Annotated in this window: 15 protein-coding genes; 10 read left to right on the forward strand and 5 right to left on the reverse strand. The window is 64.9% G+C overall.

The genetic code is table 11. The features are described 5' to 3' along the window. Positions 1–37: 37 nt before the first annotated feature. Positions 38–418 (reverse strand): nuclear transport factor 2 family protein, encoded by a 381-nt coding sequence (locus ACQR1W_RS06820; RefSeq protein WP_434850067.1) that lies wholly within the window; start codon positions 416–418, stop codon positions 38–40. Between the two features lie 210 nt (positions 419–628). Then, positions 629–1,093: a hypothetical protein gene (locus tag ACQR1W_RS06825; protein WP_434850068.1), complete on the reverse strand. Its 465-nt coding sequence runs from the start codon at positions 1,091–1,093 to the stop codon at positions 629–631. A 97-nt stretch (positions 1,094–1,190) separates the two neighbouring features. Here ACQR1W_RS06825 and ACQR1W_RS06830 point away from each other — a divergent pair, with 97 nt between their 5' ends. Then, complete coding sequence (locus ACQR1W_RS06830; RefSeq protein ID WP_434850069.1) at positions 1,191–1,676, forward strand: hypothetical protein; 486 nt, start codon at positions 1,191–1,193, stop codon at positions 1,674–1,676. Positions 1,677–1,756: 80 nt separating this feature from the next. Here ACQR1W_RS06830 and ACQR1W_RS06835 read toward each other — a convergent pair whose 3' ends face one another. The 3 genes from ACQR1W_RS06835 to cysD all read right to left on the reverse strand — a co-directional run bounded on the left by ACQR1W_RS06835 (position 1,757) and on the right by cysD (position 6,088). Beyond that, entirely contained in the window at positions 1,757–2,488 is a 732-nt protein-coding gene (locus tag ACQR1W_RS06835) for a hypothetical protein (protein ID WP_434850446.1), read from the reverse strand. An 872-nt stretch (positions 2,489–3,360) separates the two neighbouring features. Next, positions 3,361–5,271, reverse strand: coding sequence for an adenylyl-sulfate kinase (cysC, locus tag ACQR1W_RS06840; protein WP_434850447.1), 1,911 nt, complete (start codon positions 5,269–5,271; stop codon positions 3,361–3,363). 22 nt (positions 5,272–5,293) lie between these two features. Continuing rightward, positions 5,294–6,088 carry a sulfate adenylyltransferase subunit CysD gene (gene cysD, locus ACQR1W_RS06845; RefSeq protein ID WP_434850448.1) on the reverse strand — a complete coding sequence of 265 codons (795 nt, stop codon included), beginning with the start codon at positions 6,086–6,088 and terminating at the stop codon, positions 5,294–5,296. Between the two features lie 244 nt (positions 6,089–6,332). Between cysD and cysG the strand changes: the two genes are divergently transcribed. The 9 genes from cysG to ACQR1W_RS06890 all read left to right on the forward strand — a co-directional run bounded on the left by cysG (position 6,333) and on the right by ACQR1W_RS06890 (position 14,921). Continuing rightward, entirely contained in the window at positions 6,333–7,760 is a 1,428-nt protein-coding gene (cysG, locus tag ACQR1W_RS06850) for a siroheme synthase CysG (RefSeq protein WP_434850070.1), read from the forward strand. Between the two features lies 1 nt (position 7,761). After that, positions 7,762–8,085, forward strand: coding sequence for a DUF2849 domain-containing protein (locus ACQR1W_RS06855; protein ID WP_434850071.1), 324 nt, complete (start codon positions 7,762–7,764; stop codon positions 8,083–8,085). A gap of 14 nt (positions 8,086–8,099) precedes the next feature. Beyond that, the gene (locus tag ACQR1W_RS06860; RefSeq protein ID WP_008970132.1) at positions 8,100–9,755 is read left to right on the forward strand and encodes a nitrite/sulfite reductase; all 1,656 of its coding nucleotides are present in this window, start codon (positions 8,100–8,102) and stop codon (positions 9,753–9,755) included. Then, positions 9,742–10,257, forward strand: a complete 516-nt coding sequence (locus tag ACQR1W_RS06865) for a DUF934 domain-containing protein (protein WP_434850072.1) — start codon at positions 9,742–9,744, stop codon at positions 10,255–10,257. Before ACQR1W_RS06860 ends, ACQR1W_RS06865 begins: the two co-directional genes overlap by 14 nt. Then, complete coding sequence (locus tag ACQR1W_RS06870; protein ID WP_434850073.1) at positions 10,254–10,979, forward strand: phosphoadenylyl-sulfate reductase; 726 nt, start codon at positions 10,254–10,256, stop codon at positions 10,977–10,979. The genes ACQR1W_RS06865 and ACQR1W_RS06870 overlap by 4 nt, the downstream gene beginning before the upstream one ends. Positions 10,980–11,116: 137 nt before the next feature. Next, positions 11,117–12,106, forward strand: coding sequence for a sulfate ABC transporter substrate-binding protein (locus ACQR1W_RS06875; RefSeq protein ID WP_434850074.1), 990 nt, complete (start codon positions 11,117–11,119; stop codon positions 12,104–12,106). Between the two features lie 33 nt (positions 12,107–12,139). Continuing rightward, positions 12,140–12,976, forward strand: a complete 837-nt coding sequence (gene cysT, locus ACQR1W_RS06880) for a sulfate ABC transporter permease subunit CysT (protein ID WP_434850075.1) — start codon at positions 12,140–12,142, stop codon at positions 12,974–12,976. 21 nt (positions 12,977–12,997) lie between these two features. Continuing rightward, positions 12,998–13,894 carry a sulfate ABC transporter permease subunit CysW gene (gene cysW, locus ACQR1W_RS06885; protein WP_434850076.1) on the forward strand — a complete coding sequence of 299 codons (897 nt, stop codon included), beginning with the start codon at positions 12,998–13,000 and terminating at the stop codon, positions 13,892–13,894. Beyond that, positions 13,884–14,921 (forward strand): sulfate/molybdate ABC transporter ATP-binding protein, encoded by a 1,038-nt coding sequence (locus tag ACQR1W_RS06890; RefSeq protein ID WP_434850077.1) that lies wholly within the window; start codon positions 13,884–13,886, stop codon positions 14,919–14,921. Before cysW ends, ACQR1W_RS06890 begins: the two co-directional genes overlap by 11 nt. Positions 14,922–15,370: the final 449 nt, after the last annotated feature.

Below are 15,370 nucleotides of genomic sequence, written 5' to 3' on the forward strand. Positions count from 1 at the left end.
GCGAACTCGTCGCGATGGGTTCGGCTCGTTCATCCCATTACGCCTGCCGCTCGACAAGATGCGCGCGCGAGGGACCGGGCTCGAACGGGTCGGCGAAATATTGGGTTTCGTGGACCACGAGCCCGTCGCGGAATTCCATGATGCTGACGGTGTAGGAGGGCCTGCCGTCATAGGTAAGGACGAACTCGGTGACCCAGAGATCACCGTTGCCGATCATTCGCCGGACCTTGAAATGCTTCTTGTTCGGCTGGACGGTCCGGCTCTCTTGGATGTTGCGTCGGCCACGGATGCGCTCGCCCGACTGCGGATAGTCTAGCACGGCATCGGCGTGGTAGATTTCATGTTCGACCTCGAAGTCGCTGGCGTCGGAGGCGTCCCAATGACGTTCGAGCGCTGCCCGCACCGTTCGATCATCCATCTCGATCTCCCTTCCCGTGCGACAAGCTTGTTGGGAAGCTGCGGCACGCGCTCTGCGGAGGCTTGTCTCGGCTCTGCCTGCTATCCGATCGGTCTGTCAAAATCAGCGCGTAACACTGTCCGCCGTGGCCGGAAGGGCGAAAGCCCACCATCCTTGTTGTAGAAATCGGAGTGGTGGGCGCGGCGCTAAGCGCTTTGCCCACCTCGCGTACTAAGCCCAAGCGAGGCCGCCCGCCATGATTGGTTCGTCATCGCTGTCATTGCCGGAGCGATTGGGCAGCCGCTTCCTAATTCTCGTGCCGCTCTCGCGCCGGTGCCGCAGATCCAGCCGACCAGCCGCAGTCATGAGACGGCTCGTGAATCCAGCGATCCGTGCGGTTGCCTGCTTGACGAGGAACAGGATCGTCGTGACGCGGCTCAGGATGCCGAGCACGAGCAGGACCGAGACAATATCGATATAGGCCAGGACATCGCCGACCAGCATCAATTCGGGCGGAAGTGGGATCTGGTGATGGTACGCGAGAACAACGACGATGACCGGGAGGAACGCGATCACCTTCCTTAGCGTCAATCGATCCAGCAAGGCGGCGAGCTGAACGACCAGAACTTCCCACAGCCAATCACCCATGAGAGCGGGTTTATCGATGGTCCATTTCTTCCAAAGCGCCTTCCACATCGGAGGCTCCGCAGTCGATGGCGTGCAGGTGTGAGGTACTATAGCATGCATCGGCGCCTGCGGAAGTGGTGCGGATACTCGGGATGAAATTGAATACATGCAGCATCTTCAACGTCTGGCCGCTTATCAGTACCGACCGCGCATGGTCACGTTCCTGGGAACGCGGAGCTGCGGCAGATGGCGCGCGAAGATCAATGCGATCACCGTCAGCGGTGTCGCGTCGGACGTCCCGGATATCATCGAAGCCGCGTGGGACACGAGCGCGTCGGTGCTCCGGGAGTTGCCGGAAACCGAGCTGGACAGCAACATCGGCTTCCTCACCATTCACGTCGGTGAAGCCGGCGTCTGGCTCCTGATCGACCGCTGGGAAGATTGCGACATCCTGCGCCATCATCACTTCCGCGCGCCGCTCACCGATCCGACCCGCTTCGCCGATCTCAGCGCGGAGCATTATGGTCCCTGCGTCTGGGAGCTGGCCGTGCAGGCCTTCGAACGGCAGGCTTGGCTGGACCACGTCCTGGCAAATCCGGCCGGACCGGATGTCGAGGCCTATTTGTCCGCCGGGCTGACTGGTTCGATTTGACCGGTCCGCATCGCCCGCCTGAGCGCAAGCGATACCTGGGGTCTTCGGACGTCGCTGGCGCTCATCCGGGCCGCACAGTCCTACAGCGCGCCCGAGGTGATGAGGCCGAGCTTGAGCCATGCGGACGGCGGCACCTCGGTGGGCCGTCTGCGGTCGGCCCAGTTGCGATCGACGATGTCGAGCAGGGTGGGGTCGACGCCCATCTCGCGCAGATAGAGCCGGAACTGCTCGCCGTAGTGCGCGGTCAAACCGGCGCGATGCTCGGCGGAGACGTTCGGCGCGAGCCGGTTGTGGATCTCCATGCCGACAAGAAGCACGTTCACATCCGGCGGCAGCGTGCGGCGCACGCCGCCGGCCAGCATCAGCACACAGCCGATGTTGCATTCGAAATTGGCGGCATCGATGCTCGCGTCGAGCGCGCCGCCCGAGCGCTTCAGCATCAGGCAATCGGCTTGCGATTTGTCGCCGCAGGCTGCGACCATCGTTCGGCCGACGCTGGCGTCGAGGCCGCGGTCGCGCAGGATGCGGCCGAGGCTTACCGCGACGCTGAGGTTGGATTCGGTGTGCACGTTGATGACGACCGGCAGCTTGCGTCCGGACTGGCGGTCGAGGATCGCGATCAGCCGTTTGAAAGTGTCGAACTGGATCGTGCCTTCGGCCGCGATCCAGTCGGCGCAGCCGCGACCGCAGGCGTCAGGCGGACCGTGTGCGACGTAGAAGATCATGGCGTCGGGCAACGCCCCGAATTCGGCAATCGGCGGCGTCGTGGCAGGCTCCGCCACGACCGCACCCGCTTCGACCACGATGGTCATGGCGACCATCAATCGCGCCCAAAACAGCATGGTAGCCATCGTCATCGCCCAGCGACCTGTTTCCCCATTGTCACTGCCGAAAAGTAGTTGTGCAAGTGAATGTATGCGGTCGAGGCGGGTATCGCGGCTCTACAGGACGACAAGGCACCTTGCGTTTACATCGTCGATCGATGCCGGCGCCTGCCGGGTGACGCTTCGTGTCAGGGAGCGTAAGATGAGTTGAGCAACGCGAAGCTCATCGTCGGACGGAGTTCGGTACCTGCACGGGGCGACGGGTTCGCCAGCGCTCAACCGATCGTAAGCTGCTCACAGCGCTGAGCGCGTGCGGCCTCAAGGCAACACCGCCATGCCCCGCTTCAAGCGGGGCATCCAGTACGCCGAAACGTCTCGGTTGAGCACAGCCGCTTCCGGAATACTGGATCGCCCGCCTGAAGCGGGCGATGACGACCGGAGCCGTTGAGGCATTCGCGTCAATCGTCGCTTAAGACGGAGGCGGTGGGCACTGCCCATCATACAGACTGAGCTATGTCGGTCTGCGCTACGCTGTCCGATACAGCGCCCTCTCCCCTTGCGGGAGAGGGCATCTCCGGGCCATCGACACACTCAGTCGGGTGAGGGGTATCTCTTCGCGAAGGACGCTCGTTGAGGCATACCCCTCACCCGACCGAGCTTGCCGCGCTTTCCTATATGCCCTCTCCCACAAGGGAAGAGGGCGCATTCATGTGCGCTGCGCCTCATCTTCCGATCTTCACGCGTCGCGGTGATATTTCTAATGGTTGCTACGACGACTGCTCGGTGATCGTCATTGCGAGGAGCGCGAGCGAGGAAGCAATCCGCTTCGCTCGCAATGACGTGTGCGACAGAGTCAGTCGTCAGATATTCGCCGCCAGATCCGCGATGTCGTCGAACAGCACGCTGGTCGAGGCGAGCAGCCGCTCGATCGCGTCGGTGGCTTCGGCGACCGGCCAGGCTGACGTGTCGATCACGAGCTCTGCGTCGGTCGGCGGCTCGTAGTCGTTGCCGATGCCGGTGAAGCCTTTCAGGCTGCCGGCGCGGGCCTTGGCGTAGTGCCCCTTGGGATCGCGGTTTTCGCACACCTCGGCGGGCGTGGCGACATAGACTTCGCGGAACAGATCGCCGGCGATGCGTCGGGCCGCGGCGCGGTCCTCGCGTGCGGGCGACACCGCCGCGACAACAGCGATATGGCCGTTGCGGGCGAGATGCGTGGCCACCTCGGCGAGGCGGCGGATGTTCTCGGCGCGATCCTCGGGCGTGAAGCCGAGATCCTTGTTCAGCCCGGCGCGCAAGGTGTCGCCGTCGAGCAGCACCGGCGCGCCGCCGCGGGTGAACAGCCGCCGCTCCAGCGCGCGCGCCAAGGTCGACTTGCCGGCGCCAGGCAGGCCCGTGAGCCACACCACCGCGCCCTTGTGGCGGAAACGCTCGGCACGCTCCTGCGGCTGCAGCGCCGATTCCACCGGCACGATGTCGACCGGGGTGGCGCGTCTGCCTTCATCGACCGACAGTACCAGGCCGCCGCCGGCGATGCGGCCGTTGACCTCGATCACCAGCCGCCCGGTGCGCGGATTCTCGGCGGTGGCATCGGCCGCTACCGGCTGCGCCAGCGCGATCGCGATCTCGCCGACATGGTTGCGGCCGACCACCGCGGTCTCTTCGCTCGCGAGCGCGCCGGGATCGATCGCCTTCTCGATCGCAATGACGCTGGCGCGGGTCTCGCGGGTGCCGAGCCGCACCAGGATGCTGTCGCCCTTCTTGAGCGGGGTGTCGTGTAGCCAGAAGATGCGCGCATGCAGCCGTCGTGTCGCCTGCGGCTCCTTGGCGACATGGGCAATGACGTCGCCGCGCTCGATGAACAGCTCGCGGTCGAGCGTGATGCCGACGGCGCGGCCCGCTCCTTGCGGCACTGTCACCGGCGTCGCCGGCCAGCCTTCGACGCTGCGGATCTTGGCGATCTTGCCGGCCGGCATGATCACGATCTCGTCGCCGGCGCGAAGCTGACCGGACTCGATACGTCCGGCGATGATGCGTCGGTCATCGAATTTGTAGATCGCCTGCACCGGCAGCCGCAGCGGCAGGGTTTCCAGCGGCCGCGCCGGCTCCAGCGCATCGAGCGCCTCGACCACGGTCGGGCCCTTGTACCAGCCGATCCGCGAGGTTCTGATGGCGACGCCGTCGCCGTCGCGCGCCGAGATCGGGATCACAGCCACCGGCGTCACGCCGAGACCTTCGAGATGCGCCGAGATCTCGTCCTTGATTTCGTTGAAGCGGGTGGCCGAGAAATCGACCCGGTCCATCTTGTTGACGACGACGGCGACCTGGCGGACGCCGAGCAGATGCAACAGATAGCCGTGGCGGCGGGTCTGGTCGCGCACGCCTTCGAGCGCGTCGATGATCAAGACCGCGCCGTCGGCCTGCGAGGCGCCGGTGATCATGTTGCGCAGGAACTCGGCATGGCCGGGCGCATCGATCAGCACCACGTCGCGCGCATTGGTGCGGAATCGGATCTGCGTGGTGTCGATGGTGATGCCCTGGTCGCGCTCGGTCTGCAGCGCGTCCAGCAGGAACGACCATTCGAACGGCATGCCGCGCCGGGCGCTGACCGTCTTGAGCATCTCCAGCTTGCCCTCGGGCAGGCTGCCGGTCTCATGCAGGAGCCGGCCGACCAGGGTGGATTTGCCGTGGTCGACATGGCCGACGATGACGATGCGGACCTGCGGGCGCGTGGTGCCGTTCGGCGTGGCCGACACGGCGGAGGGGAGCATCATGTTCATTGCTTAACGCTCCCGATCACAGATAGCCGGCGACGCGCAGCCGCTCGAAGGCGTCTTCGGTCTCGTGGTCGAGCGCGCGCCCGGCGCGCTCCGGCACCTTGGTGTTTTCCAGCTCGGCCAGGATCTCCGCGATGTTCGAGGCGGTGGAGGCGACCGGGAAGGTGATGTCCTGATCGCCGAGCGAGCGATAGCGCTTGCCGTCCTTGGCCAGATAAAGCGGAATGATCGGGATGTTCTCGCGCTGGGTGTAGGCCCAGATGTCCGCCTCGGTCCAATGCAGGATCGGGTGGATGCGTAAGTGAGCGCCCGGCGGCGGCGAGGCGTTGAAATGGTCCCAGAACTCCGGCGGCTGGTCGCGCACGTCCCAATGGCCTTCGGCGCCGCGCGGCGAGAACACGCGCTCTTTCGCGCGCGTCGCCTCCTCGTCGCGGCGGATGCCGGCGATCAGCCCGTCGAAGCCGTATTTGGCGAGCGCCATCTTGAGGCCCTCGGTCTTGCGCGCGGCCGAGCGTGCCGCCGGCGGCAGGGTCGGATCGACGGCGTCGATCGGCGGGCACGGGTCGACCTTGAGGTCGAGGCCCCATTCCTTCGCGTAAGTGTCGCGGAAGGCGTACATCTCTGGAAACTTTTTGCCCGTATCGACATGCAGACACGGAAACGGGACGCGGCCGAAGAACGCCTTGCGCGCCAGCCAGATCATCACGTTGGAGTCCTTGCCGAGCGACCACAAGAGCGCCAGCTTTTTCAGCCGTGCAAAGGCCTCGCGGAGAATGTAGATGCTCTGCGCTTCCAGCGCGTCGAGATGATCCATCGTCGGCGCCGAGGTCAGGATGCGCGGCACGGAAGATGCTTGATCGACCTGCGAGGCGGCCAGCTTGTCTTTTGCGAAATCATTGTCGAGAACGTGCATGCTCCGAGTCCTGGCCTACCGAGACGAAAATTCTATGGTAAGCGCCGAAAAAAGAGGAAAAAATTTTTCTCTTTACCGGCGAGGTTGGACACTTATATAGAAAATAATTCCAGTCAACCCCGAAGAGTCGAAACGCCAGGACGCAATGCAATATCTACCGGTGTTCCTTGATCTGAAGACCGGTCCCGTGCTGCTCGTCGGCGCGGGGGAGCTGGCGCTCGCCAAACTTCGGGTGCTGCTCGCCGCCGGCGCGCGCGTGCGCTGGTTTTCGACCGACGCTGCGCATGATCTTGCCGGCCTGCGCGACGACAACAAGCAGATCGAATTCGCCGATGGCGATCCGCTGACCGCCGAACTCACCGGCGTCATCGCCGTGCTGTGCGCCGGCGCCGGCGATGTCGGCGTGGCGATGTCGGCGCGCGCCAAGTCGCTCGGCCTGCCTGTCAACGTGATGGATGATCTCGATCATTCCACCTTCATCTTTCCGGCGATCGTGGATCGCGGCGACGTGGTGGTGGCGATCGGCACCGGCGGCACTTCGCCGGTGGTGGCGCGCCGCCTGCGTGAAAAGATCGAGGCGGTGCTGCCGGCACGGATCGGCGAGCTCGCGAGCTTCATCGGCGCGTTCCGAAAGACGATCAATTCCGGTATCGCCGAGATGCCGCTGCGCCGCCGCTTCTGGGAGCGCATTGTCGACGGCCCGATCGGTGCGCTGGTGCTCGCGGGGCGCAAGGCGGAAGCGGAAGCCGCGCTGCATGGCATCGGCGATCCCACCGCTTACGCTCGCGCTGATGTAGGCCAAGGCGAGGGACATGTGACCCTGGTCGGCGCCGGCCCCGGCGATCCCGATCTGCTCACGATCAAGGCGCTGCGCGCGCTGCAGGACGCCGATATCGTCTACTATGATGAATTGGTCACGCCGGAGATTTTGGACCGCATCCGCCGCGATGCTGCGCGCGTGCCGGTCGGCCGCCGCATCGGCAAGCCCGGCATCGGCCAGGACGCCGTCAACAAGCTCCTGATCGAGGCCGCGCGCGAGGGCAAGCGCGTCGTCAGGCTGAAGGGCGGCGACGCCTATGTGTTCGGCCGCGGCGGCGAGGAGGTCGATGCGCTGCGTGATGCCGGCGTCGCCTATTCGATTGTGCCCGGCATCACCGCTGGCCTTGGCGCCGCCGCGCAATTCGAGGTGCCGCTGACCTTCCGCAATAAGGCGCGGCGCATCACCTTTCTCACCGCGCACAAGACCCATGATGCCGAGGCGGTCGACTGGTCGGCTTTGACCGACACCGAGATGACGGTCGTGGTCTATATGGGCATGACGGCCGCGCCCGCGGTGCGCGCCGGATTGCTCGCCGCGGGCCGCTCGCCCGACACGCCGGTCGGCGTGTTCGCCAAGGTGACGCGGCCTGACGCGCAGGCCGCGGTCGGCACGCTCGGGCAGTTGCCGGATCTGATCCGCAAGATCGACGGCGGCCCCGCCATTCTCATCATCGGCGACGTGGTGGCGCATTCCGCACCATGGCGTCAGCAGAACCTCAGCCGCGTGATCGCGCACATCCTGGAACCTGCCTGAAATGACCTCTCCGCTCGAACAGAAAATCAAGATCACCGGCCCGTCCGTGATCACTGCAAACCGGACCGCTGACGGCGCGGTGATCTGGCGCACCACCGCGAAGAGCTGGTCGACCGAGATCGCCGACGCTGCGATCGTTCGCACCGTCAACGACGCGCGTGCGCTGCTCGTCGAGGCCGTCGGCGATGATGTGGGCGCGGTCGGTGCCTATATCGCCCCGGTCGAGATCGAGGATGATGGCGCCATCAAGCCCGGCAATTTGCGCGAACGCATCCGGGTCAAGGGCACCACGATCGCGCTGCCGGTGCAGCCGGCCCAGGTCTAAGAGGCTATTTACCCATGTATGCTTACGACGAGATCGACCGCACGCTGGTCAATGAGCGCGTCGCTGAATTCCGCGACCAGGTGAAGCGCCGCCTCTCCGGCGAGCTCACCGAGGACGAGTTCAAGATGCTGCGGCTGCAGAACGGCGTCTATCTGCAGCTGCACGCCTATATGTACCGCATCGCCATCCCCTACGGCACGCTGGCGTCGGATCAGCTGCGGCGGCTCGCCCACGTGGCGCGGCGGTATGACCGCGGCTATGGCCACTTCACCACGCGGCAGAACATCCAGTTCAACTGGATCAAGCTTGCCGAGCTGCCGGATGCGATGGCCGACCTTGCTGAAGTGGGCATCCAGTCGATGCAGACCTCCGGCAACAATCTGCGGAACGTCACCGCCGACCAATGGGCGGGCGTCGCGCCCGGCGAAATCGAGGATCCGCGCATCTGGGCCGAGCTGCTGCGCCAGTTCACGACCCTGCATCCGGAATTCTCGTTCCTGCCACGCAAGTTCAAGATCGCGATCACGGCCTCCGAGCATGATCGTGCCGCGATCAAGATCCACGATGTCGGCTTGAAGCTGATCAAGAACGCGGACGGTGAGACCGGCTTCGAGGTGCTGGTCGGCGGCGGGCTCGGCCGCACGCCCTTCATCGCCAAGACCATCAAGCCGTTCGTGCACGGCCACGACATCCTGAGCTATCTCGAGGCGATCCTGCGCGTCTACAACCAGTACGGCCGGCGCGACAACATCTACAAGGCGCGGATCAAGATCCTGGTGCACGAGCTCGGGGTCGAGAAGTTCGCGGCCGAGGTCGAGGAGGAGTGGCAGCAGATCCGCGACGGCGTGCTCAAGCTCGACGACGACATGATCGAGGACATCCGCTCGCGCTTCTTCTATCCGGCCTACGAGACGTTGCCGCATATGCCCGACGAGCTGAAGCGGGCGGCGCACGATGCGAAATTCGAGGCCTGGCGCAAGAACTCGGTGTTTCCGCACAAGGTGCAGGGCTATGCGATCGTCACCATCTCGCTGAAGCCGGTCGGCGGCCCGCCCGGCGATGCCACCGCCGAGCAGATGGATGCGCTCGCCGACATCGCCGACAAATATTCCTTCGGCGAGATCCGCGTCGGCCATGAGCAGAACCTGGCGCTGCCGCATGTCAGGAAGCGCGACCTGCCGGCGCTGTGGAAGGCGCTGGACGCGGTCGGGCTGGCGATCCCCAACGTCAATCTCGTCTCCGACATCATCGCCTGTCCGGGCCTCGACTACTGCTCGCTAGCGAATGCGCGCTCGATCCCGATCGCGCAGGAATTGACGCGGCGCTTTGCCAACCATGACACCGCGAACCTGATCGGCCGGCTGCACATCAACATCTCCGGCTGCATCAACGCCTGTGGCCATCATCATGTCGGCCATATCGGCATTCTCGGCGTCGATAAGAACGGCGAGGAATTCTATCAGATCACGATCGGCGGCCGTGCTGATGAAGGTGCCGTGCTCGGCACCCTGATCGGTCCCTCCGTGCCTTATGGCGAGGTGGCTGATGTGATCGAGGATATTGTCGAAGCCTATCTGGCGCTGCGTGCGCACCCGGATGAGCTGTTTGTCGACACGGTGAAGCGGCTCGGCGTCGAGCCATTCAGGGAGCGCGTCTATGCCACTCGTTAAGGGCGGAAAAATCACAAGCGATACGTTCGTCCACGTGGCCGACGATGCCGAGCTGCCGGAGCAGGCCGCGCTCCTGGTGACGGCAAAGCGCTTCCTCGCTGATCCCGAAGCGCTGCTGAAACGCCCGGGCAAGCTCGGCGTGATCTGGCCGAATGCTCGCGATGTCGACGACCTCGTGCCCTATCTCGATCGGCTCGCGCTCGTCGCCCTGGTGTTTCCGACCTTCCGTGACGGACGCGCCTATACCCAGGCGCGGCTGTTGCGGGAACGCTATGCCTATCGCGGCGAGCTGCGGGCCACCGGGCAGGTGCTGCGCGACCAGTTCGTGTTCATGCTGCGCGCCGGCTTCGACGCGTTCGAGGTCAAGAAGCAGGCCGATGCCGAGGCGTTCGCCGAGACCGTGAAGCGCTATTCGGTGTTCTATCAGCCCGCCGGCGACGGACGAATATCGGCACTGCATCGGCGCATGCAGCTGCGCCATTCCGAGAGTGCCGGCCTATGAACGCCCATGCCGTACCTCAATGGACGGCCGACGGTCTGCCGTCGGCCGCCGAGCTCGACGCAGCGCTGAGTGCGGCCACGCCGCAGCAGGTGATTGCGGCTGCGCTCGATGTCGTCGGGCGCGAGCGGCTGGCCGCCGTCTCGTCCTTCGGTACAGAATCGGCGGCGCTGTTGAAAGTCATCGCCGATGTCGATCCTGCCATTCCCGTGATCTTCCTCGACACCGGCTGGCTGTTCGCGGAAACGCTGAGCTACCGCGATCAGCTGGTGGAGCGGCTCGGCCTGCGTGACGTGCGCTCGATCAAGCCCGACGCTGAGACGCTGGCGCGCGAGGATGCCGACAACGAGCTCTGGTTTTCCAATCCCGACGCCTGCTGCCGCATCCGCAAGGTCGAGCCGCTGGCGCGGGCGCTCGGGCCGTTCGATGCATGGATCAACGGCCGCAAGCGCTTCCAGGGTGGCGCTCGTTCGACGATCTCGGTCGTCGAGCAGGATGGCGGCCGGCTGAAGTTCAATCCCTTTGCCAATATTTCGCAAGCTGAGATCGCCGCGATCTATGCCGAGGCCAAGCTGCCGCCGCATCCCTTGGTCGCGTCCGGCTTCCGTTCGGTCGGCTGCATGCCGTGCACCAGCCGCGCCTCGGCTGACGAGGATGCGCGCGCCGGGCGCTGGCGGGGCCGGCCCAAGACGGAATGCGGCATCCATACCGTCAGCACTCTGTAGCACAACCACGCTGTCGGAACCGAAACAAGAAAATGCGGTTTCGTTGACTTGCGCCGCAACATGCTGCGTGTTGCATCGCGCGCTCGCGCGAATGCGGCGGCCGGTGAGGCCATGTTGGCAGGGAATGGAGAGCTCAGATGATGCGACGACTGTTCGCTGTTGCTGCGGCGCTGGCCTGGGCAGGATCGGCCTATGCCGCCGACATCACGCTACTCAACGTGTCCTACGATCCGACCCGCGAGCTCTATGTCGAGTTCAACAAGGCGTTTGCCGCCGCCTATCAGAAGGACACCGGCAAGAGCGTCGAGATCAAGCAGTCGCATGGCGGTTCCGGTGCGCAGGCGCGCAGCGTCATCGACGGGCTCCGGGCCGACGTCGTTACGCTTGCCCTCGCTTATGACATCGACGCGATTGCGGCCAAGGGTCTGATCGCGCCTGATTGGCAGAAGCGATTTCCGCAAAATTCTGCGCCCTACACTTCAACCATCGTGTTCCTGGTGCACAAGGGCAATCCCAAGGGCATCAAGGATTGGGATGACCTCTTGAAGAAGGGCGTAGACGTGATCACGCCGAACCCCAAGACATCCGGCGGCGCGCGCTGGAACTATCTGGCGGCCTGGGGCTATGCGCTGAAGAAATACGGCTCGGCCGACAAGGCCAAGCAGTTCGTCGGTGATCTCTATCAGCACGTGCCGGTGCTCGACACCGGGGCGCGCGGCGCCACCGTGACCTTCGTCGAGCGGGGCGTCGGCGACGTGCTGCTCGCCTGGGAGAACGAGGCCTATCTGGCGCTCAAGGAGTTCGGCAAGGACAAGTTCGAGATCGTAACCCCCTCGCTGTCCATCCTGGCCGAGCCGCCGGTCGCTGTGGTCGACAGCGTTGTCGACAAAAAGGGTAGCCGGAGCGTTGCTGAAGCCTATCTGAAATACTGGTATACGAAGGACGGCCAGGAAATCGCCGCACGCAATTCCTATCGTCCGCGCGATGCGGAGGTGGCCAAGCAGCATGAGAACGAGTTCGCCAAGGTCGAGTTGTTCACGATCGACGACATATTCGGCGGCTGGACCAAGGCGCAGAAGGACCACTTTGCCGAAGGCGGCATCTTCGATCAGATCTACAAGAACTGATCTGGAGACCAGGGAGCCCGGCGGGGTAGTTTGTTGACGATTCTCGCACCACGACGCAGCACCTTGCCGGGCTTCGGTCTCACCATGGGACTGACGCTGACCTGGCTGTCGCTGATCGTCCTGATTCCGCTCGCCGGGTTGTTTGTCCGCTCGACCGACCTGAGCCTCGATCAGTTCTGGGGCATCGTGACCAGCCGCCGCACGCTGAATGCGTTGCGCGTCTCGTTCGGGCTCGCTTTCGCGGCGGCCTGCGTCAATCTGGTGATGGGCACGATCGTGGTCTGGGCGCTGGTCCGCTACCGCTTTCCGGGCCGACGGCTGTTCGACGCGATCGTCGACGTCCCGTTCGCGTTGCCAACAGCGGTCGCCGGCGTGGCGCTGACCTCGCTGTTCGCCCAGAAGGGCTGGCTCGGCGCGCCGCTGGCCGCGCTCGGCATCAAGGTGGCATTCACGCCGCTCGGCATCTTCGTCGCGATGATCTTCATCGGCATCCCCTTCGTGGTGCGGACGGTGCAGCCGGTGCTGATCGATCTCGATCCCGAGATCGAGGAGGCCGCTGCGAGCCTGGGCGCCGGCCGCTGGCAGATCGTGACCAGGGTGATCCTGCCCAGCCTGACGCCGGCGCTCCTGACCGGCTTTGCGCTCGCCTTTGCGCGTGCGGTGGGCGAGTACGGCTCGGTGATCTTCATCGCCGGCAACCTGCCGAACGTCTCCGAGATCGCGCCGCTTCTGATCGTGATCCGGCTGTCGGAATACCGCTATGCCGATGCCACCGCGATCGCCGTCGTGATGCTGGTGGTCGCCTTCCTGATCATCCTCGCCGTCAACCGGCTGCAGCGCTGGACGCAGAGCCGGGCACCGCTAAATTAGGGACGCGCCATGAGCATCGAGATGAGCTTGCAACGTCCGCGCCTCACATCCCCTGCGCAGAGCACGCGCGCCGCCAAGGCCGCGCGCCGGGATCCGCGTACCGAGCTGCGCCCGATCCGCATCATCATCACGACTCTCGCCATCGCATTCCTCTCGATCTTCGTGGTGCTCCCGCTCGTCGTCGTGTTCGCGGAAGCCTTCGCCAAGGGCGTAAGCGCTTACGCAACGGCTCTCATCGATCCCGAGGCGCTGTCCGCGATCCGCCTGACCCTGCTGGTGGCGCTGGTGTCGGTGGCAACCAATCTGGTGTGCGGCCTGGCGGCAGCGTGGGCGATTGCGAAATTCGAGTTTCCCGGCAAGACCATTCTGATCACGCTGATCGACCTGCCGTTCTCGGTGAGCCCGGTCATCTCAGGCCTCGTCTTCGTGCTCCTGTTCGGTGCGCAAGGCTTCTTTGGCCCCTGGCTGCAGGCGCATCATCTGCAGATCCTGTTCGCCTTTCCCGGCATTGCGCTCGCCACCGTGTTCGTCACCTTTCCGTTCGTGGCCCGCGCGCTGATCCCGCTGATGCAGGAGCAGGGCACGCAGGAGGAGGAGGCGGCGATCTCGCTCGGCGCCTCGGGCCTGCAGACCTTCTTCCGCGTCACCTTGCCGAACATCAAATGGGGCGTGCTCTATGGCGTCCTGCTCTGCAATGCGCGCGCGATGGGCGAGTTCGGCGCCGTCTCGGTCGTCTCGGGCCACGTTCGCGGCGAGACCAATACGATGCCGCTCTTGGTCGAGATCCTCTACAACGAGTACCAGATGGTGGCCTCGTTCGCGATCGCCTCGCTGTTGGCGATGCTCGCTCTGATCACGCTGATCGCCAAGACCGTTCTTGAACGTCAACTGGATGAGGAGGTCCCGCGTGACCATTGAAGCGAGGAGCGTCGTCAAGACGTTCGGCACGTTCAAGGCACTCGACAACGTCGATTTGAAGGTCGCCAATGGCGAGCTGCTGGCGCTGCTCGGTCCGTCCGGCTCCGGCAAGACCACGCTGCTGCGGATCATCGCCGGGCTCGATTGGCCCGATAGCGGCGAGATCCTGTTCGACGGCGAGAACGCGCTCGAGCGCGGCGTGCGCGAGCGCCATGTCGGTTTCGTGTTTCAGCACTATGCGCTGTTCCGGCACATGACGGTGTTCGAGAACGTCGCCTTCGGCCTGCGCGTCAAGCCGCGCAAGATCCGCAAGAGCGAGGCGCAGATCCGCAGCAAGGTCTCCGAATTGCTCGACCTGGTGCAGCTCGACTGGCTTGCCGACCGCTATCCCAACCAGCTTTCCGGCGGCCAGCGGCAGCGCGTGGCGCTGGCGCGTGCGCTTGCGATCGAGCCGCGCATCCTCCTGCTCGACGAGCCGTTCGGGGCGCTGGATGCGAAGGTGCGCAAGGAGCTCAGGCAATGGCTGCGCTCGCTGCATAATGATCTCAACGTCACCTCGATCTTCGTCACGCACGATCAGGAAGAGGCGCTCGAAGTGGCGCATCGCGTCGTGGTGATGGACAAGGGCCGGATCGAGCAGGTCGGCGCACCGACCGAGGTCTACGACAATCCCGCGACCGCTTTCGTCCATGGCTTCATCGGCGAATCCATCACGTTGCCGGTCGAGGTGTCAGCGGGTCACGTCGCTCTCAACGGCCGACCGCTGGACATCACGGCGGAGGATGCGCCGTCCGGCGCCTCCACCCTGTTCGTGCGCCGCCACGACATGCTGATCGGGCCCGCCGGCAGCGGCAGCCTGCAGGGCGCCGTCACCCATGTGCGCAGCTTCGGCCCGGTTCAGCGGGCGGAGGTGGCGCTGGCCGAAGGCCCGACCACGATCGAGATCGACGCCCCGCGCGACCGCGAGCTGAAGGTCGGCGACCTCGTCGGACTCAAGCCGCGGCGGTATCGAATCTTTGCGGGGTGAGGGTGCGTGCGCCGCGCGGAGCTGGCTGCCAGCTCCGTCCGGTGATGCATAGCGAGCTCGCGCTCTCATCGCGTAGAGCTCGGTTCGGAGACCGCTCGCAACAAAACGGATGTCGTCCCGGACAAGCCCGGCAACGCGTTAGCGTTGTCGGGCGCCGATCCGGGACCCATACTCCCGAACGCCTGTTGTGAGGCACGCCGGAGCGACATCTCGCTCGCAACGACCGCCGCGGAGTATGGGTCCCGGCGCAAGGCCGGGACGACACCGAGTTCTTGGCATCATGCTCGGCGCGATACGGAAAGGCGATCCGACCGCAGACGTGGCTCCGGATCGCTTCATCCCAACGCGCTTGACCGCGCCGGCCGTATGGTTGACGAAGCGTTGCCGGCCGAAATGGGTCTGATTGTCCTGATGGAACTTACCGTCGATTCACCTTTCAGCCACGGTTG

The organism is Bradyrhizobium sp. HKCCYLS1011, from assembly GCF_051167795.1.
In the GTDB taxonomy this organism is placed as follows: domain Bacteria; phylum Pseudomonadota; class Alphaproteobacteria; order Rhizobiales; family Xanthobacteraceae; genus Bradyrhizobium.

Coding starts and splice junctions, on each gene's coding strand:
- ACQR1W_RS06820 (WP_434850067.1), bottom strand. CDS start 418: ATGGATGATCGAACGGTGCGGGCAGCGCTCGAACGTCATTGGGACGCC.
- ACQR1W_RS06825 (WP_434850068.1), bottom strand. CDS start 1,093: ATGTGGAAGGCGCTTTGGAAGAAATGGACCATCGATAAACCCGCTCTC.
- ACQR1W_RS06830 (WP_434850069.1), top strand. CDS start 1,191: ATGCAGCATCTTCAACGTCTGGCCGCTTATCAGTACCGACCGCGCATG.
- ACQR1W_RS06835 (WP_434850446.1), bottom strand. CDS start 2,488: ATGACCATCGTGGTCGAAGCGGGTGCGGTCGTGGCGGAGCCTGCCACG.
- cysC (WP_434850447.1), bottom strand. CDS start 5,271: ATGATGCTCCCCTCCGCCGTGTCGGCCACGCCGAACGGCACCACGCGC.
- cysD (WP_434850448.1), bottom strand. CDS start 6,088: ATGGATCATCTCGACGCGCTGGAAGCGCAGAGCATCTACATTCTCCGC.
- cysG (WP_434850070.1), top strand. CDS start 6,333: ATGCAATATCTACCGGTGTTCCTTGATCTGAAGACCGGTCCCGTGCTG.
- ACQR1W_RS06855 (WP_434850071.1), top strand. CDS start 7,762: ATGACCTCTCCGCTCGAACAGAAAATCAAGATCACCGGCCCGTCCGTG.
- ACQR1W_RS06860 (WP_008970132.1), top strand. CDS start 8,100: ATGTATGCTTACGACGAGATCGACCGCACGCTGGTCAATGAGCGCGTC.
- ACQR1W_RS06865 (WP_434850072.1), top strand. CDS start 9,742: ATGCCACTCGTTAAGGGCGGAAAAATCACAAGCGATACGTTCGTCCAC.
- ACQR1W_RS06870 (WP_434850073.1), top strand. CDS start 10,254: ATGAACGCCCATGCCGTACCTCAATGGACGGCCGACGGTCTGCCGTCG.
- ACQR1W_RS06875 (WP_434850074.1), top strand. CDS start 11,117: ATGATGCGACGACTGTTCGCTGTTGCTGCGGCGCTGGCCTGGGCAGGA.
- cysW (WP_434850076.1), top strand. CDS start 12,998: ATGAGCTTGCAACGTCCGCGCCTCACATCCCCTGCGCAGAGCACGCGC.